General features: G+C 37.1%; 17 protein-coding genes, 1 other RNA gene and 1 pseudogene. 5 read left to right on the top strand and 14 right to left on the bottom strand.

Going from position 1 to position 20,778, the window contains the following annotated elements; translation table 11 throughout:
* Positions 1 to 12: 12 nt before the first annotated feature.
* From murF to ettA, 10 genes are all read right to left on the bottom strand, one after another.
* Complete coding sequence (gene murF / locus MCO_RS06955; RefSeq protein WP_007553428.1) at positions 13 to 1,443, bottom strand: UDP-N-acetylmuramoyl-tripeptide--D-alanyl-D-alanine ligase; 1,431 nt, start codon at positions 1,441 to 1,443, stop codon at positions 13 to 15.
* A complete protein-coding gene (locus MCO_RS06960; RefSeq protein ID WP_007553429.1) occupies positions 1,440 to 2,888 on the bottom strand; it encodes a UDP-N-acetylmuramoyl-L-alanyl-D-glutamate--2,6-diaminopimelate ligase in 1,449 nt (482 codons plus the stop codon). The genes murF and MCO_RS06960 overlap by 4 nt, the downstream gene beginning before the upstream one ends.
* Before the next feature lie 23 nt (positions 2,889 to 2,911).
* A complete protein-coding gene (locus MCO_RS06965) occupies positions 2,912 to 4,654 on the bottom strand; it encodes a penicillin-binding protein 2 (protein ID WP_007553430.1) in 1,743 nt (580 codons plus the stop codon).
* Positions 4,654 to 5,058 (bottom strand): hypothetical protein, encoded by a 405-nt coding sequence (locus tag MCO_RS06970; protein WP_007553431.1) that lies wholly within the window; start codon positions 5,056 to 5,058, stop codon positions 4,654 to 4,656. The genes MCO_RS06965 and MCO_RS06970 overlap by 1 nt, the downstream gene beginning before the upstream one ends.
* The gene (gene rsmH, locus MCO_RS06975; RefSeq protein WP_196794037.1) at positions 5,055 to 6,053 is read right to left on the bottom strand and encodes a 16S rRNA (cytosine(1402)-N(4))-methyltransferase RsmH; all 999 of its coding nucleotides are present in this window, start codon (positions 6,051 to 6,053) and stop codon (positions 5,055 to 5,057) included. Before rsmH ends, MCO_RS06970 begins: the two co-directional genes overlap by 4 nt.
* A gap of 265 nt (positions 6,054 to 6,318) precedes the next feature.
* An RNA gene (gene rnpB, locus MCO_RS09845) (RNase P RNA component class A) lies at positions 6,319 to 6,709 on the bottom strand.
* Positions 6,710 to 6,795: 86 nt separating this feature from the next.
* Positions 6,796 to 7,305, bottom strand: coding sequence for a lytic transglycosylase domain-containing protein (locus MCO_RS06985; protein WP_007553433.1), 510 nt, complete (start codon positions 7,303 to 7,305; stop codon positions 6,796 to 6,798).
* A gap of 955 nt (positions 7,306 to 8,260) precedes the next feature.
* Positions 8,261 to 8,635 carry a hypothetical protein gene (locus MCO_RS06995; protein WP_007553434.1) on the bottom strand — a complete coding sequence of 125 codons (375 nt, stop codon included), beginning with the start codon at positions 8,633 to 8,635 and terminating at the stop codon, positions 8,261 to 8,263.
* Positions 8,636 to 10,137: 1,502 nt separating this feature from the next.
* Positions 10,138 to 11,076: an ArsR family transcriptional regulator gene (locus tag MCO_RS07005; protein WP_007553435.1), complete on the bottom strand. Its 939-nt coding sequence runs from the start codon at positions 11,074 to 11,076 to the stop codon at positions 10,138 to 10,140.
* Between the two features lie 435 nt (positions 11,077 to 11,511).
* Positions 11,512 to 13,161, bottom strand: coding sequence for an energy-dependent translational throttle protein EttA (ettA, locus tag MCO_RS07010; RefSeq protein WP_007553436.1), 1,650 nt, complete (start codon positions 13,159 to 13,161; stop codon positions 11,512 to 11,514).
* A gap of 161 nt (positions 13,162 to 13,322) precedes the next feature.
* Between ettA and MCO_RS07015 the strand changes: the two genes are divergently transcribed.
* Both MCO_RS07015 and pncA read left to right on the top strand, forming a co-directional pair.
* The gene (locus tag MCO_RS07015) at positions 13,323 to 13,865 is read left to right on the top strand and encodes a hypothetical protein (RefSeq protein ID WP_007553437.1); all 543 of its coding nucleotides are present in this window, start codon (positions 13,323 to 13,325) and stop codon (positions 13,863 to 13,865) included.
* Between the two features lie 47 nt (positions 13,866 to 13,912).
* Complete coding sequence (pncA, locus tag MCO_RS07020) at positions 13,913 to 14,521, top strand: bifunctional nicotinamidase/pyrazinamidase (RefSeq protein WP_007553438.1); 609 nt, start codon at positions 13,913 to 13,915, stop codon at positions 14,519 to 14,521.
* Positions 14,522 to 14,559: 38 nt separating this feature from the next.
* On the opposite strand, the pseudogene MCO_RS07025 reads toward pncA, so the two are convergent.
* Positions 14,560 to 15,613 (bottom strand): annotated as a pseudogene (locus MCO_RS07025) (DUF475 domain-containing protein).
* A 344-nt stretch (positions 15,614 to 15,957) separates the two neighbouring features.
* Here MCO_RS07025 and MCO_RS07030 point away from each other — a divergent pair.
* Both MCO_RS07030 and MCO_RS07035 read left to right on the top strand, forming a co-directional pair.
* Positions 15,958 to 16,497 carry a helix-turn-helix domain-containing protein gene (locus tag MCO_RS07030; RefSeq protein WP_007553440.1) on the top strand — a complete coding sequence of 180 codons (540 nt, stop codon included), beginning with the start codon at positions 15,958 to 15,960 and terminating at the stop codon, positions 16,495 to 16,497.
* A gap of 411 nt (positions 16,498 to 16,908) precedes the next feature.
* Positions 16,909 to 17,088 carry a DUF1508 domain-containing protein gene (locus tag MCO_RS07035; RefSeq protein WP_007553441.1) on the top strand — a complete coding sequence of 60 codons (180 nt, stop codon included), beginning with the start codon at positions 16,909 to 16,911 and terminating at the stop codon, positions 17,086 to 17,088.
* A 709-nt stretch (positions 17,089 to 17,797) separates the two neighbouring features.
* Here MCO_RS07035 and MCO_RS07040 read toward each other — a convergent pair.
* Together MCO_RS07040 and MCO_RS07045 are read right to left on the bottom strand one after the other, a co-directional pair.
* Positions 17,798 to 18,112, bottom strand: coding sequence for a hypothetical protein (locus MCO_RS07040; RefSeq protein ID WP_007553442.1), 315 nt, complete (start codon positions 18,110 to 18,112; stop codon positions 17,798 to 17,800).
* A gap of 144 nt (positions 18,113 to 18,256) precedes the next feature.
* Positions 18,257 to 18,991, bottom strand: coding sequence for a hypothetical protein (locus MCO_RS07045; RefSeq protein WP_007553443.1), 735 nt, complete (start codon positions 18,989 to 18,991; stop codon positions 18,257 to 18,259).
* A gap of 474 nt (positions 18,992 to 19,465) precedes the next feature.
* On the opposite strand from MCO_RS07045, the gene MCO_RS07050 reads away from it, so the two are divergent.
* On the top strand, positions 19,466 to 19,780 hold the full coding sequence (locus MCO_RS07050) for a helix-turn-helix domain-containing protein (protein WP_007553444.1): 315 nt from the start codon (positions 19,466 to 19,468) through the stop codon (positions 19,778 to 19,780).
* Here MCO_RS07050 and MCO_RS11275 read toward each other — a convergent pair.
* Entirely contained in the window at positions 19,704 to 19,886 is a 183-nt protein-coding gene (locus tag MCO_RS11275) for a hypothetical protein (RefSeq protein ID WP_007553445.1), read from the bottom strand. The genes MCO_RS07050 and MCO_RS11275 overlap by 77 nt on opposite strands.
* Between the last annotated feature and the right edge of the window lie 892 nt (positions 19,887 to 20,778).

The raw sequence follows: 20,778 nt of genomic DNA on the forward strand, positions 1-20,778 counted from the left end.
GTACAAAAAAACCTATTTAAATGAAAGAGAAACCGCTTTATAGTGATCAAGGAGTGCAGCCACAATATCTGATGAAGAAAGACTGTGGGATGATTTAATCATAAGCAGATCCCCATTGGAAATTTCTGCAAAAATAAGCGGTAAAATTTTTTCAATATTTTCAGCATAGTGAACCTTAACATATGCAGACAAATCAGTAGCTAAAGACTTCATTGCTTTACCAAATAAAAAAACTGGATGAGCGCCAGAAAGACAGATTGGCTTTACTAAAGCATGGTGGAGTTTTTCACTATAAGCTCCTAATTCAAGCATATCACCCAAAATAGCAATTCTCCTACCACCTGTCCCGACAGGCCCTATAGCAAGCAGATCAAGAGCAGCACTCATAGACGCAGGATTAGCATTATAGCTTTCATCAATTAAATGAAATTCTCCCCCCTTTGGTAAAGATAGACGATAACAAACACCACGCCCCTCTTGAAGAGGAAAATGGTTCAAAGATAGAAAAACAGGTTCCAAATCCACATCAATAGCATCACAAACAGCAATAACACCTAAACTATTTTGTACAATATGTCGTCCAGGAGCACCAATTTTAACCCCCTTATCTTGCCCACAAATACGTACGATCATAGAGGAATAATCCGTTAGAAGACGTATATCTCTAGCCTGATAATCAGAATTTTCAGCTTCACCAAAGCTTAAGATTTTCTTCACACCACATTGCTTTGCCTTCTGGACTAAATAAGAAAAAAAATCATTATCGGCATTTAAAATGGCTACACCTTCATCGTCTAATCCTTCAAAAATTTCAGCTTTTGTATCTGCTATTTCTTCAAGATTTTTGAAAAAACCCATATGACCCGCAGCAATATGCGTAAGCAAAGCAATATGTGGACGCACCAATTTCACCAGAGGGCGAATTTCGTCTTTATGATTCATCCCAATTTCAAAGATGCCATAATCACACTCCACAGGCATCCGCGCCAAAGTAAGCGGTACCCCCCAACAATTATTAAAAGAAGCAAGATTCGCATGAACTTTTCCAAAAGTTGCAAGCACTTGTTTTAGGGCTTCTTTTGTCGTTGTTTTTCCCACGGAACCTGTTATTGCGATAATCTTAGCTTTTGAACGCTTACGCGCAGCTTTCGCAAGTTTTTCTAAAGCTTGTAAAACATCAGGAACAACAATCAATGGAGCGGATATTTTTCCCATCTCAGCCAAACGATTTTCTGAAACGACGAGAGCACTTGCTCCTCGCGCATAAGCTTGTTCAGCAAAATCATGGCCATCAAGATGATGCCCTTTAATACAGAAAAAAATATCACCTTCTACAAGAGTACGACTATCAATGGAAATCCCAGAAAAGTTTTCTGGCATGCACCCCACGACAAAGCCATCAGTTGCGGTAATAAGTGCTTGTTTATCCCATAAAGCTGTCATCTACGTTCCTGCAAAGCATCAATCACTTTCAAGCGATCTGAGAAAGGATATGTTTTTTCCCCTATAATTTGACCATTCTCATGACCTTTTCCAGCAATGATTAACGTATCCCCTGCTTTTAAAAGCCCTACCGCATGAGAAATAGCTTCACCACGATCTGCTATTTCTATAGCACTTGGTGCTGCTTGTAAAATATCTTTGCGAATTTTCTCTGGCATTTCGGTGCGAGGATTATCATCCGTTACAATAACAATATCAGCCTTATTTTCTGCAATTTTTCCCATCAAAGGCCTTTTTCCTTGATCACGATCACCTCCGCAACCAAAAACAAGGATTAAGCGTCCCTGCGTAAAGGGACGAACAGAAAGTAAGACCTGCTCTAAAGCTTCTGGTTTATGCGCATAATCTATATAAACAGGAGCATTATTTTCCGTCTTTCCAACCAATTCCAACCGCCCAGGTGCTCCCTGCAAAGTTTCAAGCGAATGAAAAACCCTATCAGGAGCAACACCTGTTGCAATTGCTAATCCCGCTGCCATAAGCGCATTGATCACCTGAAAATCTCCAGCGAGAGGCAAATCAAATGTATAAATATTGTTCTCAAGACGACATTCAACACACTGTCTTGAACGTTGGTGTTCAACACGATTAATGGTGATAAATTGCCCTTTACGCCCAATTGTAAAAACACGACGGCGCGCTTTCGTGACAGTATCAATAACTTTTTGCGAATAAACATCATCCGCAAAAATAAGAGCAGGAGCATCTTGAGGCAAAAGCGTATCAAACAACCTCATTTTAGCATGCAAATAATCCTCTACACACCTGTGATAATCCATATGATCACGTCCTAAATTGGTAAAAGCGCCAGCAGTTAAATGTACCCCGTCAAGTCGCCTTTGATCAAGTCCATGCGAAGATGCTTCAAGGGCTGCATGTGTAACCCCTTCATGAGCAATTTCAGAAAGTAAACGCTGCAAGACTACTGGATCAGGTGTTGTAAGAGAACCATAATCATTCCGGTTAGGAGAAACAACACCCACCGTCCCTATACTAGCAGCACATAAACCGACATGTGTCCAAATTTGCCGAACAAAAGAGACAACTGATGTTTTACCACTTGTCCCTGTCACAGCCACAATCGTTTCAGGTTGAGAACCATAAAAACGTGCAGCTGATTTCGCTAAACTATGACGGACATCATAAACACGTAAAACGGGAACAGATAAATCCTCAAAAACAACATTATGATCTGTAACAATTGCTCGCGCACCACGCTTTAGTGCATCATTTATATAATTTCTACCATCACCTTGATTTCCTTTAACAGCGAAAAAAACATAGCCTGGAAAAATTTGCCGAGAATCCGCACTTATGCCTGTTATTTCCATTGAAGAAAGGTTCTCATCTTCAAAACATTCTGTAAAAATTTTTCCAAACAACATAATAGCGCACCTTTATATTAATTTTACTGTTGTTTAACGAATCTCGAACTGTTCTTTGTACTCAAAATAGGCTCATACTCTTTTTCAAAATCTGGTTTTATTCCCAAAAAACTAGCTGAACGACGAATAATATTAGCAAGCACCGGACCAGCATTCATTGCTGCTGTTGCTGAACGCTGTCCATCTTCAGGCTGAGGTTCATCAATAATTGTTAAAACAACATAGGTAGGATTCTCAATAGGAAAAGCAGCAAGAAAACTATTGAAATTTTTTGTTTTAGAATATTTTCCATTTTCAACTTTTTCGGACGTTCCTGTCTTACCACCAACGCGATAACCTTCTACTTTTGCATTACGTCCCGAACCAATATCACTGTTTAACTTATAAAGATAACGCATATTTTGACTCGTTTTAGCCTGCAAAACTTGTTTTGCATGTTGCAAAGCTTGTTCTTTTGTACGTTTTAAAAACGTAGGTTCAATCAACCAACCACCATTTACTAAAGCAGCAGCACCTACTGCTGTTTGCAAAGGCGTTGTTGCTATACCATGTCCAAAAGAGATCGTCATAGAATGGATATCTTTCCAATGAGATGGTACAATAGGGTGTGCAACTTCAGGTAATTCCGTTGTCATGCGATCAAGTAAACCAAGTCGTTTCAAAAAATCACGATGTCCGTCAATTCCTATCGCCAATGCTTCCCTAGCAGAACCAATGTTAGAGGAATAGATAAAAACCTCCCATAACGTTAAAGGACGATTTTTCCCATGAAAATCACGAATAAAATAATTTTGACTTGCTTTAATAGGCTGTGAAGCATCAATAACACTATTTAAATGAAAAAGACCTGAATCAAGTGCCATTGCAGTCGTAAAACTTTTAATAATAGATCCCATTTCAAAAGTTCCAGCGGTCATCCGATTTAAGCGATCACTTTTCAAAGCTTCAACAGGATTTCCAGGGTCAAAATCTGGTAGTGATGCCATAGCAAGAACTTCATTCGTGTGGATATTTAAAATAACAGCTCCTGCCGCAATTGCTTTATAACGCTTCATTGCCTTCTTAAGTTCATCATGCATAATTGTCTGAACACGCACATCAATCGAAAGCTGAACTGACTTTAATGATTCTTCAGTTGCAAGACCAGCTGCACGCAAGGCACTCAAGCCAGCATCATCAATATATTTTTCCATACCCGCTATGCCCTGATTATCAACATTCACCATGCCGAGAATATGCGAAACCACAGATCCACTCGGATAAAAACGACGGATTTCAGTACGAAACCCAATTCCAGGAATACCAAGAGCCATAATTTGCGACTTCTGCATTGGCGTTAATCCACGCTGAATCCAAGAAAAACTAGACTTTCTTTTTAGGCGTTTATAAGTTTCCTGCCAATTGAGATCGGGCAAAACTGTTGAGAGCAATTCAATGGTTTCATCCACATCAATAATACGTCGTGGTTCAACAAAAAGCGAATAAGTTTTAATATCCGTTGCCAACAAACGACCATTACGATCAATAATGTCGGGACGCGCAGTCAATTGAAGAACACTAGGTCCTTTTGCTTCTTCAATCTGCCCGCCTTGAAGCCCATAAGAAATAAGACAAGCCCCCATAACTCCATATAAAATAAGAAAACAAAACAAAGAAAAAAGCAAGCGCGGACGACTAGAATAGGAACGACGAGCGGGAAAGTTTTGAACATCTAGTGTGTTCTTTAAGCGCTTTTCCTGCTGCGAAAATAAAAAGTATGATTTCATCACCGCACGCCTTTTCGAACAACGCTGTTCCCCTGAGACGCACGATTATTTGCCAAAATATCCTCACCATCCTCCAAGATATTTTGTTTAATCACTTCTTCAATTGGATCATGTACACGTACCGGAATATCCTCAAGCTCTACTACCTGTCGAGGCTGCATGATCTCTAAACCAAGCTCTTTTTGATAACGCTTCGCAAGTTTTTGCATTCGTGAAGGCTCAATCATCATAGCCCATTCAGCATGAAGCAAACTCACCGTATTTTTTGCTGCGGCAATTTCATGTTCAAGACGACGAACTTCGCTCATCCGTTTTTGAACATCATATTTTACCTTATAAGTAAGACCTGCCATACAAATCATAATCATCACTAAAATCATATCAAATGTACGAAAAACTGTCATTTTTTGCTGCCTTCAAAATTGGCAATCTCTGCTAAACCAAATAATTTCATATCAGAAGCAAGACACTCGGCTTTAGTACGTATCCCAATACGCAACCTCGCAGAACGTGAACGAGGATTTTGCTGGAGCTCTTCTTTAGTGGCAGTAATCCCGCCTTTAAACAAAGGAAAAAATGTTGCTGGAGCTGTCTCTATTTCAGGAAGATAGCGCGATCTCATACGCTCTCCTGAACGAGCAGAAAAAAATCTTTTGACCATACGATCTTCAAGAGAATGAAAACTCACGACACCCAGACGGCCTCCTGCTTTTAAAACGCGTTCAGCAGCAAATAAGCCACGCGCAAGTTCACCAATTTCATCATTAACATAAATGCGCAGAGCTTGGAATACACGCGTTGCAGGATGAATGCGATCTCTGCTTTTACATCCCACCAACGCCTCGATGGCATGAGCGAGATCACCTGTACGCAAAAAAGGCTGAACGCAGCGGCGCTTTTCAATCATCCGTGCAATTCGGCTCGCATAGCGTTCTTCTCCTAATATTTTAAAGATTCGCGCTAACACATCACCTTTTAAACGATTTACAACATCTGCAGCAGTGAAACCAGTCTGAGCCATTCGCATATCTAATGGACCATCTTTTTGAAAAGAAAACCCCCTCTCAGCTTCATCAAGCTGCATTGAAGAGACACCAATATCCAAAATAACTGCATCCACCTTCTCTTCAACGACACGATCTAACTGTGAAAACTCCATATGCACTAAACGAAGTCGTGGAAAAAATTCATCAACAAGCACTTGTCCCTTATCAATAGCATGAGGATCACGATCAAGAGCAATAACCTGTGCACCTGCATTTAATAAAGCACGCGTATAACCACCAGCACCAAAGGTACCATCAATTACTCTTGCCCCAACCAATGGCATAAGCCCAGCTAAAACTGGTTGTAATAACACTGGAATATGGCGTTCAGCTCTGTGACCCTGCTCTGTCAAAATAATCCATCTTGATTTATGCTTTTTCAAATCAACAGCCATCAGTGGCAACTGATATCAGAATAACCAAAGCCTCAATTCCCCTATCTATCACAATGAAAGAACATAAAGCTAAAGTTACCCCTATTACACATCCTAACGCATTATATTTAAAAAAATGTTATAATTAAAAAAACACATTTCGTTTGAATATAAACTTCAAACACACAACCTCATGAGAGAAAATTCCATGCGCAATGCCGGTTACGTATGATATCAACTATAAAACATCAGTCGGCCTGTAAGCCGGGTTCTGTATGGTAAAGCTTACACTCTACGTGGCAACCATTCATCTGGGACGGATGTTGCCATCCGCCTCATGCAACCTACCCAAATGACTCGCCCGGAAACCGGCTGCAAGCTAAGCCTTGCGCGTCATTTCTATTCGGTCTTGCTCCCGGTGGGGTTTACCTTGCCACATTCATTACTGAATGCGCGGTGGGCTCTTACCCCACCCTTTCACCCTTACCTATAAAAATAGGCGGTTTGCTTTCTGTGGCACTTTCCCTAGGGTCGCCCCCGCCGGGTGTTACCCGGCACCGTTTTTCCATGGAGCCCGGACTTTCCTCACCTGCCGCCTTTAGGCATTGGACAAGCGCGGCTGCCCAGCCGACTGACACATCATTTATAAAACATTTTTCGTCAAGTGAAAAGTGCACTCTCAAGATATTTCATAGCAAATATATCACCTTCAAGGTCATTTTTATTTTAATGAAGCTAGATAAGTTTTCACTTTTAAGCAATATTTAGCTGAAATGGTATTCATTTTTTTTGCAGCATGACCTGCATTGTATTTAAGGATCGTTCCACACGTATTCCCACCACTTAGTTTATATGCCCGCGCCAAATAACGCATACCATATTCAAGATTTGTCGCAGGATCGTAAAGATCTTGCACAGAACCATTAAAACCCAACCCTCGCGCTGTAGAGGGTTTAATTTGCATCAAACCTATTTCGCCAGCTGCCCCCTTTGTACGCGCCTTATAATTACTTTCAACTCTTACAACAGCATGCGCCAAATTAACAGGAACATTATGCTTATTTGCAAATTTCTGAATAAGGGTTTCATAAGGACGAGTAGAAATCCTAGAAGCAATAATAACTGAGCTTTTATTTGAATCTCCAACATTTAAAACGGTACGAGCCAAACTTATATTAAACACAAAAAATACAGCAAACGCTGCGCCGGAAAGGATCTTCACAAATTGCATTTTCTTTCTCTTCATTAAAACATTTTCAAAATCCTAGCCGCAATGGCTTTGCGGGGACATTTTACAGAAAAAAACAGCTAAAGAACGGCTTGAAAATGAAAATATTAAGACAGTTTCAAAATAATTTTTTTAAAAAAAGAAAAACACTCAGCTTATTTATTATATATTTCTATATCTCGTGTAATATCGAAACTATAATGAAAATATAAATGTGCAGAAAAGATCATATACCCTATCAATTACTGATAGATCTACAGCACAGCAAACTTTTAGCTTTTAGCAAACAGAAATAATATTAAAAAGCCTTTGCCATTTTTTACATAGGATTACTCAAATCTTTATTGAGATCAATTCCATAATCACAAAAAGCAATATAAACTAAAACATCCTCACCCAATGCTCTCGATAGCGCAAAGATTCTACTAAGAATACAAACCGTTATCGACTCATCCCTTGACGATAAACACCCACTACGAAAAAAATTATGCTATAAAAAACATCTACTAAAACTGATCCCAAAACCAATCTTAAAGGCAAATCATTGTGTACAAAAAGTCCACAAATATGCACAAATATATCAGCTCCTGACCGTATAGAAAAATTTAACAATTACTTCTATCCACTTTATGCAAAATTCTACAAAGGGAACAGTACAAACAGTCTTAAGATCATCTGAATAAAAATTTATATTGCTCATCCCCATTCAAATATTTTACCCGCACACTATGATCTCACCAACTTCGCAAAATCCTGTTCTTATTTTTAAGAAACATACGACAAAAAAACATTCTAAAGACCGCAAAAAAGAGCTTTAAGTGTTTTACCATTTTCTATCCTTAATAATATCAAATAAAAAATGGGTAGTATAACTTCCCTGCACGCTTTCAAAACTTCCCGAAAAGCTGCAAAAACATCCTTAAAATAAACTGTAGATAGACATTTTTCAAAGAAATGATTAAAAATAAGCATCCGTAATAGAAGGACGAGCAATCGCTTTTGACAAAATCACAGCAACAGTCCTACCTAATTTTCTAGACTGTTCATCACTCTGACCATTTGCAGAAGCAGTAGCAACCACACCTTGATACACCTGCTCAATCAATTTCTCTTGTTGCTCAGAACTTAGCTTAGCAAGCTGCATTATAATATCTGGAAAAGACACCGCCAATCTCTCTAGAAGCATCTCCTCCGTCACATCAACCTGTTGAGAAGGAAAAGAACGATCAAATGAAAACTGATAAACTGCAGCATTTCGAGAAACAAAAAGGCTGGCAGAAAAAACACAAAACACAAATAAAATCAAAATAATACGGCGCCCGCAAGACCTCATTATCTCTTACCCAAATATTCCAACATAAAAGCAGATTCCATCACACAACACTCATCGAATTTTCAATAAAAAAATTTCAATTATTAAAAACACCGTACCTGCACTAACTGGAAAAAAAATCATATTTCCCCTCTTGCACCACATACCCCAAAATACTAAGTACCTCAACTCCCTCCCTTTGTAATACTTTATCGAACTTAACATCAAACCCTAAAAAGCCTGACTGAGGAAATCCCCAGCCAGGCCAGACAATCTAAGGGATCCACGCGGGGGGGGGGGAGGAGGTTCCCTGATCGTCTTCTCGCACCAACCACTAAAATAGCCGATGCAATATTCTTGCTATGGAACAAAATGTTTTAAACAACAAGAAATTCTTATCATCTTCCATGCAAAAAATGTATAAAAAACCATAAATCGCTAAAAAATGGAAAAATTGAGGCAAAAAATACTCAAAATGATCCAGTTTGGAGCAATTTTATCTCGGAAAGAATCAAGAATCTATGTTCAGCGTGATTTTTATAATAATTCTTCCAGAAACTTCAGTACCATAAAAATTTTACAAGCGCTTCATATGAACTTCCCCTATGAAAAACAAAGCACATACAAGCAGCAAGCATTTGTTCAAAAGCTCTCACTGCAATAAGCAAAATATAAACTTTTAGCTCTTCAAGATGATAGAAAATTAAAATTCTAAGCGCAATTTATTACGAATCATTCACTACCGAAATTTAAGGTTTCTACGGATTATTTTATAACCAGCAATAGACTCCAACCACTATCATAAGTGATAAGGATTAGTGGAGATATTTTTTCCCATCTCTTAAACTCTCTCACAAAATGATAAAAAGGCAATTTCTATATCCAAAAATTGCTCTATTTCTCTCTCTTTAAAGAGATAATATCTTCGTTTTGCTACTCGCATTTCTTTCTGGGATGATATTCCTCGCAAAAACTGTACATCATTGTACTAACAATTCACGCATTTGCTTTAAAGAGACCTCCTACCTTGCATCTAATCCATCTCCCAGCACCATATTATATTTACCTGCTCCCAATGTTTCCGACATGCTCTTGCCTGTAGATAACTCATGAGAAGCATATTTATTCCTTTCTCAAACGCTTTTTATCCATATTTTATCCCTCTTGTGACACGTAAACAAACAATTCTTTCGATTCTGGATAAGAGGTTTGAAATGAGAAAAATTTCTCTATTCAGAATTCTCATTTAAGTTGTAAAGAATAAATTGCCATTATAAATCAATATATTGATCAATTAACAAATACTGTCCCAACATGCGTTAAATAACTACCATTATAGCCTCATCTCTATAAAATGCCGTTAGCTGATACAGCTGCTCATCCATAATTAAAACATCAATAATCTCATGCAAAAAACACAATGCACGCACCAAAAGCAATAACTCTTCGAAGGCTTACTAAAATCCCATTTTTGCGCTTCTAATTGAGAAAAACCAAAGAATGAAACATACTAACAAATATAATTATGCAAAATCTACTTTTTTGTCTTTGATATCATCAACCAGTAAACGTGGATCACGTGCAAGCCAAAATGTAACTCTTAGCCTCTCATTATTTTCATTTTTTACAGGAGCAAGACAAACCGTTTGTTCTAAAATGAGTCCTGCATCTTTAAGCCATTGTTCTATTTGTGAATCTGAAAACCCAAGATGCATATGTGCATGGTAAGAATATGAAGGCTCTGTCGTATAGCGAACAAAGTCCACAATCAGCAAACGTCCATGAGGGCGCAAAACACGTGCCACCTCATTAAGAGCCACTTCAGGATTTTCAAGAAAATGTAAAGCCCAGTAAAGAATGACCAAATCAAAAGTTGTATCTCGAATAGAGAGATGCAAAACATCACTATCAAGTACAACTTCAACTGCACGTGTATAAAGACCTGAAAAGAATTTTAAGATAGGGGCTGTATCTACACCAATCCCCAACATTGTATCAAATTGTTTATCGCCAACGATTTCAAGTAAGGCACTTTCCACTACATAATCCGCAATATGGGAAAATCGAAATGTATCCCATTGTGCTTTGTTTTGTAAAAAATATTTCTTCCCCCTTTTTCGACGCTGCTTTTTAATATCTACCAAACGCACTAAATCGTGTGCCAGTTTCACATCATGCTTTGGCAAAGATGAAAAAGCAGTCATCACAATATCTTTACCCAAACAACCATGACAAAGCTTAAAATAAATCCGATTTCCCTTTTGATAACACTCTATCAACTGTGCCTCGTACAATAAATGCAAATGCCACAAAACACGAGATTGCGACTGACCAAGGATAAAAGTAAAATCAGAAATCGTTAAATCTTCGTGGCACAAGAGCACAAGAACACGCAAACGAGTTATCTCTGCCATCGTTTTCAGGGACATAATCGCTGCATCCAAACTTACTACTTTTTTCATCAATATTCCTCTCTGCTCAGATAAGCATTTATTCCTATTAATAGAAAATCAAGTAGAAGGCATAGAGTTGCATTACTTCTGTTTATTACATTGTTTTCCAACAAATTGAACAACAAGCAACCCCTAAACTAACGGTCCCTTATTCTCGTGATGATAGCGAAAATATTGAGGCTATAACCACAAAACTGCATACAAAAGCTTACAACTTTCTCTTATAATTTGATAAGTAACGGGTACTTGTACATGTCCTAGCATATCAAGTATGATACATATTCCACGAAGGATATAATCAGGATTTTATGCTCTCATTTCTATCTTATGAGATGCGAAAAACAAAACTTTTCAACATGGTGCATGCACTGTCTTTTGAAAAATAAAAGCAATACCAAACACCATCCTCATTCTTTCAATCAAGTTTACACAAGATACAAAATCCTAGCGTGTAAGCGGCTTATAATTTACACGCCTAAGATTAAGAGATTCTACACCGAGACGGCGAACCTTATCAGCCTCATATTCAGCAAAATTACCTTCAAACCATTCCACATGACCATCACCTTCAAAAGCCAAAATATGTGTTGCCAGTCGATCAAGAAACATACGATCATGTGATATGATCATCGCACAACCAGCAAAATTTTCCAACGCATCTTCCAATGCACCTAAAGTTTCTGTATCAAGATCATTTGTAGGCTCGTCAAGAAGAAGAACATTGCCTCCCTCCTTTAAAAGTTTAGCCAAATGTACACGATTGCGTTGTCCTCCTGATAAATTTGCCACCTTCTGCTGTTGATCTGCACCCTTGAAATTAAACGCACCACAATAAGCACGACTATTCATCTCATATTTCCCCAACTTAATAATGTCATTTCCGCCAGAAATTTGCTCCCAAACGGTTTTATCACCGACCAACGAATCACGATTCTGATCAACGTAACTCATGTGAACTGTCTCACCGATGCGTATTTGACCTGAATCTGGCTGTTCCTGTCCCGTCAACATTTTAAACAAGGTAGATTTTCCCATACCATTGGCACCAATGACACCAACAATACCACCAGCAGGAAGTTTAAAAGAGAGATCATCAATTAATACACGCTCGCCATACGCCTTAGAGAGATTATCAACTTCAATGACAACCTGCCCTAACCTTTCCCCAATAGGAATAATAATTTGCGCCTCTCCAGGACGACGCTCCCGTGCAGCCTGAACTAACTCATCATAGGCCCTAATTCGAGCCTTTGATTTTGATTGCCGCCCCTTTGGACTAGAAGCTATCCATTCTTGCTCACGTGACAATGCACGTTGACGAGCAGCTTCTTCACGACCTTCCTGAACCAAACGCTTAGCTTTCGCTCCCAAATAAGCGGAATAATTTCCCTCATAAGGAATACCTTTACCGCGATCTAATTCTAAAATCCAACCCGTTACATTATCGAGAAAATAACGATCATGCGTAATCAAAAGCACCGCACCGGAATATTCACATAGATGCCTTTCAAGCCAAGCTGTAGTTTCAGCATCCAAATGGTTTGTAGGTTCATCCAAAAGCAATAAATCGGGTTTTGACAAAAGTAATTTACAAAGAGCAACACGCCGCTTCTCACCTCCTGAAAGTTTTGCCACATCCTCATTTGCTGGTGGACAACCAAGAGCAGCCATAGCCATTTCCACTTGACTTTCTAAATCCCAAAGATTCTGGCTATCGATAATATCCTGAAGTCGTGCACTTTCATCAGCCGTCTCCTCACTATAATTCATCATTAACGCGTTATAACGCTCAACAATTGCCTGCTTATCCGCAACACCTTCCATCACATTACCGCGCACATCTTTACTTGTATCAAGAAGAGGTTCTTGCGGTAGATAGCCACAACGTGCCCCTTCAGAAAGCCATGCCTCTCCCGTATATTCCTTATCTAGCCCAGCCATAATACGTAAAATAGTCGATTTACCTGCACCATTCGGTCCTAAAATACCGATCTTTGCATCTGGATAAAAAGACAAATGAATATTTTCTAAAATTTTTTTATTGCCGTAAGCCTTGTTAAGCCCAGCCATATGATAGATAAATTGACGTGCCATAAATTTCTCTTTATACTACACGGTATTAAAGGTTAAGACTTTTAAAGAATTGCTTTTGCTTTTCTCAAACTGCGCGTCAAGCAGTGCGTTCGTTATATTAAAAGTTTTTCTTTTATATTGATATATTTTTTCTAATTTCACAAGCTCTATTACGGTTTTGAATGCAAAAAAACGTCCCTTTGAAGAGCAAAAAGAAAATTTTTTTAGCTGTACCTGAAACGTGTTATCAAACATCGTCTCTCTTTTCTCTCCAAGATATAACAGTGTTTTTTTATCGTATTAAACCAACTTACCAATGCAATAATGTATCTGTACCACCCCAAAAAACGATTCTCTATGCCCCCTCTTTTTTTGCTTTGTGGGCTTTACACTATGCAGCAAGAAATCCTTCTTTTTTTTCATCAATTTTGTGTTATGGAAAACAATGGACTTCCCCCCTTGCATTGATGTGGCTTAAGTTGCGCTTACAGAACGAACGCCGTCTTATGGGATCTGACGTCCCAAGCTTGAAGATCATGAGGGCTTTGCGCCGTCACATAGCGATTAATGATTACAGTGCGCTTTCCATTGGTGCATGGTTGCAATTCGTAGAAAATTATAAAATAAATTCTAAAAACTTATCCATTCCCCTTTTTTGGCTTGATAGTTACAAAAATAATACCAACATCCACGAAATCATTTCAAAACTTCAAGATAAAATATAACTTTTTAAAGGTATCACAAAAGAAAGTTTCTTAACAGGAATATATTCATGGAAAAAAAAGCCTTAATCGTCATCGATATACAAAACGACTTCTTGCCAGGTGGAGCACTTGCAGTACCACAAGGTGATACCATTTTACCTGCTGTCAATAATCTCATAGACCATTTTAATCATGTCATTTTAACCCAAGATTGGCATCCTAAAAACCATTGTAGCTTCGCTTCCTCCTATCCTGAAAAAATACCCTATGATACCGTAAATCTTGACTACGGCCCCCAAATCCTTTGGCCAGATCATTGCATACAAGGAACACAAGGAGCAGAATTTCATACATCTCTCAGAGCTGAGAAAGCGCAACTTATCCTTAGAAAAGGCTATAATCAAAAATTTGATAGCTATTCGGCTTTTTTTGAAAATGATCAAAAAACACCAACAGGCTTACAAGTTTATCTAAAAGAACACGGTTTCACAAAGCTTGCTATGTGCGGCTTAGCAACCGATTTTTGTGTAGGATTTTCTGCACTGCACGCTATACAATGCGGCTTTAAAGTGAGCGTTTCATTAAACGCCTGTGCTGGTATTGATCTAAATGGATCACTTAACACAATGCTTAAAACCATGAACGAATCTGGTATAGAGCTCTTAATGTCCTCCTAAAATACTTTCTTTTTATTGCAATGCATAAAAATTTTAATTTATGTAGATACAACATGCTTATTCAGATAGGTGGCGCTTAAAACGAAGAGAAGAATAAAATGCCATTCCAATAATACAGACCCCCACTAGTCCTGTAAATACTTCAGGAACCAATATAACAGTTTGCAGATACATAATCACTGCGAGTACCAAAATCGCATAAAAAGCGCCGTGCTCCAGATAACGATAATGTAACAATGTCCCTGATTCGACCAACATAATCGTCATAGAGCGAACATAAAATGCACCTATGCCAAGACCAATTGCAATAATAAAAAGATTGTGTGAAAAAGCAAAAGCACCAACAACGCCATCAAAAGAAAAACTAGCATCTAGAATTTCTAGATAAAGAAAAGCACCTGCTCCCCCTTTTGCAACCGTAGTTAAAGATCTTTTTGGAGTATCCAACAGCGAACTAACAGCTTCAACACCTATAAACGTCAAAAGTCCATAAAGACTAGCAAGTAAAAAAGCCATTTTATTTTCTGTTACAATCTGTTCTGAAAGGAATAATATCAAAACCAAAACAATTGCAATATCAATACCACCAAGCACCCCAAGCTTTTGAGCAGGTTTTTCTATAAAAGCGAGCCAATGTACCTCTTTTTCAAGGTCAAAAAAATATTTTAACCCAACCATCATGAGAAAAGTTCCCCCAAAAGCCGCAATACCTACATGAGCATCCGTTAAGATTGCAGCATACTGATGTGGCTCCCATATCGCTAATTTTACTGCCGAAATTGGATTAATCCCAACCGCCACAACAACAACCAGTAACGGAAAAACAATCCGCATCCCAAACACAGCTATCAAAATGCCCCATACCAAAAAACGACTGCGCCATAACGAATCCATTTTTCCAAGAATCCGTGCATTAATAATAGAATTATCAAAAGATAAAGAAATTTCCAAAATTCCTAAAACGCAGCAAATAAAAAAATATTTAAAAAAACCAGTAATACTTCCTGTTTCAAACCAACCAATAACCCCTCCCATAAAAATGCCAACAATCGTGAAAAAAAAAGCCCATCTAAAATAGCCTAATAGGGCCATGATCATTCCTCAAAATTTATTTCTTTAATTCATCTTCTCTGATACAGAGTGAATATGGTACATATCTGAAGATTGCATATATTAATGCAAAATAGACAGGATCTACATGGCGAATCTATATGGAATCTCTTACAGAAAAAACAAGAGAAGATTGGTTAATTTTATCTGAAATACATACCAATTTTAAATAAGATGTATCAAAAATCACCTTCTATCCACTAAAATTAAAAAAATAAAGAAAAATAAAGTTATAAATATTGACATTATATCATGAGATATTAATACATAGTGTGCCTTTATCGGTCAAAACCGATACCGTGATGATTTACTGAGGGAGATAATTCGTGGCACGTCCTGAAACTGAGTCAAAAACTATATTTGGAAAACGTTTACGTTATGTACGCCTAGCTTTAGGGGATCCATCACGTGAAGCACTGGCTAAAAGTTTTAGCATGACAAAAAACTCTATTGCTTTTTATGAGCGCGGAGAAAGAGAACCAAATCTTAGTGTATTACAGATATATCGCACGCTGTACGGTGTCAATATTAATTGGCTTTTAACTGGACAGGGAAAAATGTTTGACACAGAATATACAAAAGGTGACTTTGACTGGAACTATTTTATAAAAAAAATTGAGCGGCTTGAAGAGATTCTTGCGAACAGTGATCATAGTGAAAAACTAGATCAAGAAAAAATCGATAGCTCTTATGAAAAGTTGCAGCAGTTTTTGACAAAACAAGGCTTATCTAATAGCCTTAACTCAAAGGCTGCAACCTCTTTGATTGATACGAAGGCAAAAATGGCCAATTCCTATACCCTTAGCCTGTTCATTGATTTACTCATTCGAAGTGTATCGCAAAAAGAGATTATAGCCAATCAATAGACATCTTTATCACAAAGAATAATAAAATAAGTGAATCTATCAGTACGGAAAGAAGCACTTTTACTTTTTCCATGCTGGTAAAGCCTTATTTACTTTATAAAATTTGTTTCTATAATAAAATCATTAAAGCTATCTGTTTAACTACAACAAAAAAATTCTAATCGAAATAAGAATACAGCCTAATTAAAATTAAAAAATAATTTTTTATAGTATAAAATACCTATTTATACATTATTGACAATAAATATTTTCTTGTTACAAGATAGGATTCTCATAGAAATTATTGTTTAAGATCAAAAAAATGAAGGGGAATATATTGACTACTCACTATAGAGACATACCTTACTGTTATAGTCAAATTGGTTGAATATTTATCCTGCAAATTATCGGCTATTTTATGAGGTGGAAAGCATGTTTTTTGAGGTGTTTCAAGGAGTTCACAATCAATGGTACTGGCGTTTAATTTCAGGGGACGAACAAAAAATCGCTTTTTCTAGTAAAGGCTATCCAACGAAACAAGATATCCTAGTAAACATTGAGCAGATAAAAGAAATTACGCATAAAGCGCTTATTAGGGAACTACAACCCTAACGTTCTTTGCTATTAAAACAAAAATTTTTCCTTTGTATATTGGGAATATCTTACCACATTTTGGTGACGAATGGAGAGTAACTGATTTTTCCTCGATAGAAAGAGTTTTTTGTGTAATTCCTAGCATACATAAATACTGTTAAATAAAGCTTTTTGCAAACGCTATTCCTATCTCTAAACCGACAACTAAATTGCCTCTTGAATCTATTAATCTGCAACTTTCTCAAATCTTCCGTCTTTTCGCAATAGTAATAAACGTAATAGAACACACTCAAATTATGAATATGATTTTTCTGTCCAATCATCATAACCTATACGTTTGCTTCATACTTTTATAAAAACAGGCATCCTTCTTTCTTGCTACTTCCATGCTTTTTTATACCTGTTAGTTGAGGTTATTTTATCCATCATATACCTCGTTCTCCAAAGAAGAATACCACCCCTCCAACACTTTTTTCAGCAACATGTGCATTACCAGAAACTTTTACATTGCCACTGACAACGACCTTCCCATAAACTTAAATGGTTTCATAAACCATAACATTGGAAAAAACTTGAAGGTTCCCTAAAAACATAAGCTCACCACTAACTCATTCGTTACTTTTATGGTGAAAATTAGTTCTTTTGCTATCCTCAAACTCTTTAATCACTTTTCTTAACATCTCCAAAATCTTTTAATACACAGATCCGACGCAAAATATGAACACAATCACTTTTTCGTGCTATCTTCAGATTTAATCTGTTCATGATGTTGTTTCATGGCTTCTTCATATTGCTTAATTTGTTTTTTCAGTTTTTCAATTGTTTGTTCACGTCTTTTAATCACCATATTTTGCTCTCTAATTGCCCTATCTCGTTCTTCAGTTATCTTCATAGAATCCCTTAAAAACTCATGCTTTATATTTCTTGCCTCTTCTTTAAGAGCTTTAACCTGATCGCGAGAATAAAAAAGTAACCGAAACATAATCCCACTAAAAAGCAAAACAACAATCACAGCTCCTAATAAAATTTCATTCAAACTCATTTTAATCTCCTTTAGTTGCTATTAAATCGATCATCTCGATTCATTTGTTTTATTTCGCCTTTCATCAAAAAAAGAAGACGAAACCGCATATGCTAAGTGCAACAAATTGCACTCAACACCCTTTATTCTCTCCATCAAAACACGCTAACCAATGATGCAACGCAACCCCATAAAAGCTGTAAAAATCCACACCCTCTCGCCAATTATTTGCACCGTATTTTTTACATAAAACATAAGAATACAAATAATTTCAAACGATGCTAACAGCTCAACAAACCCAATAGCCGCCTCCCCCGCATCGCCCTTTCTTACCTCTTTCATATCATATAAAATGTAGCTACCTATGTGAGTCTCTTTATCATTGCGAAAAGCTTTATAGCCGCAAACCTCAGCATGACAGTAAACTTCTGCCTTCCCATGAATCTTTGCATAATCGCAAACTAAAGCGTTGACATAAGTTTTAGAATTTTTAGAAATCTCTACAGAGTTATAAACTTGGGCATTGCTGTATACATGAACACCGCTGTAAACCTGCACATTGCTACTAATCTTGGTACTACAATAAATCTTTGTAATGTTGTGGACATGTAGCCTATTGCAAACCTTTACTTTACCATATACTGGCGCACTTCTGTAAACACAAATGAGGCAGAAAACAGGAAATATACAATATATCTGCACACTATGGCTATCATTATAAACACGAGCATCGTTATAAACCATGGCGTCAGCAAAAACATATTCATCTACAATAAAGCATCTACCGCTCGTATTAGATTTTACCCAGCAATCACCTTTGTGACCGAAAGCACCTTCATACTCTATAAAATTATTACGACCACTTTTTTTGATATTTTCAAAGTTTCTTAACACACGCATACAATATATCGTCTAACAGTAACCTAATCTATTAAAACAAAAGGAAAACAAACCTTCTTCATCCATGAATTTGTATTTTTTCTACAGGCCCCCCCCTTACCCTTAAGGCTGTAAAGCTTCGCTATATCCGTGCATCATCTGAACGCGGAAATTTCTTATAAATGCCAATGTTTGGGTATATCTTGATTTATAATGGTGCTGCGTATACTATCAGTAACATTTCATAAACACACCAAGTGTATCTCCGTCTCTGGTTATACGCGTCCACCCTGTCACAACCGTGGAACTAAGCAACCATTTTTTATTGATTCGAATCTGAAAGTGTATGCGGACATTTTGTTATTAGTTAAAAACAACTCTATATCCTTCATAAGCGAAAAGCTACGCATGGATATTTTGACGCTCCTTGTATCATATATTCTGGATTCGCAGCGCAATATTAACGCTATAGCGTAAATGTGTAAAGGTCTAAAAATGAAAAAGACTGAAAAAGATTGGTTTCAACGCTTAATTGAGTTAATAAAAAGTGATGGACGCACGATGATTGAAATAAGCAAAGCTGCAGGCTGTGGACAAAACTACGTACAACAAATGATAAACGGGGGGAAAAGACCCTCTGTAGACAAACTTATGGCTATTCTCAACACACTCGGAAATGCTAGTGCCATATATGTAATAACTGGTTTTAACATCTCCGATGAAGATTTAAAACTCATAGCTTTAATTTCGTCTGGAGATAAAAAGAAGATTGAAGCTTTAAGTATTCTGTTGACTGATCAGAATTTGTAGAGCTTTCTACTATTTTCAATATTTCTTTTTTTTGAGCTGTAGATAGAGCCTCCCATTTCACGATAATATCAGATAAAGTAACCTCAAATTTTTTGTCATTCTTCATAGCTATACTCCATGCAGTCAAACTATATAACGCCAAAACGTTTGCATATACCCCATACCTTAGAAAAATATTTGCAATAGGCCGTATGTCAGCAGTTGTATACAAACTGGTTTTATAAAATCAGATGAAATTCTTTTAATTATGTACCATTATGAAATAAAAGACATCACACGTTCCAGACCTTTTTATGAAAAAACTGGTATCATCACTTTTATCAATAACGCTAATAATGTTATGAAAATTTTGCGATTCGAACCAATAATTAATCTACGTGAAAATACCTCTAAAGACGTTGCTGAACTTTACGTGAGAGAATACAAAAAGCTTATTTTGAAAGAAATAATATATCACAATTCTATTCTACGCAGCACTATCTATGTTTTTAAACGATATCACAAAACAAGAACATAACAATGCAATATTGTATAGCTCTTATGAACAGCAGTGCTGCCTAAAACGCTATAATATACCTTTCAAAGAAAGGCACTTTCCCTGTGAAAGCATCCTTGAAATACCGGCAGAGAGATCTAGCATGAACAAAAATGCAATACTTAAAAAGGATACAATGGGACAAGCCCTAATGATCTCCGCACATAAGTTGCACAACATTTACCAAAAGAAAAAAGAATCCCAACTTGTAAAAAGAAAACATCAACAAATGTTATCATCACTGATTACATGATACACATAACATCTATGAACTACATTTTTTGTACAAGCTTGCATCGTGATAGTGCAGTTAGGATCATCCCAAAAGACGTAACAGATAATACCATTCATTAAAAACCAAAAAAACATTCATTTAAAACAGATATTTTTCTTCTGATTCTACTTAAACTAATGCCCCCTTAAAATTGGTCTTAGTGTGATAAAGCATTCATTGGTGAGAAAA

The organism is Bartonella sp. DB5-6 (assembly GCF_000278115.1).
GTDB lineage: Bacteria > Pseudomonadota > Alphaproteobacteria > Rhizobiales > Rhizobiaceae > Bartonella > Bartonella refiksaydamii.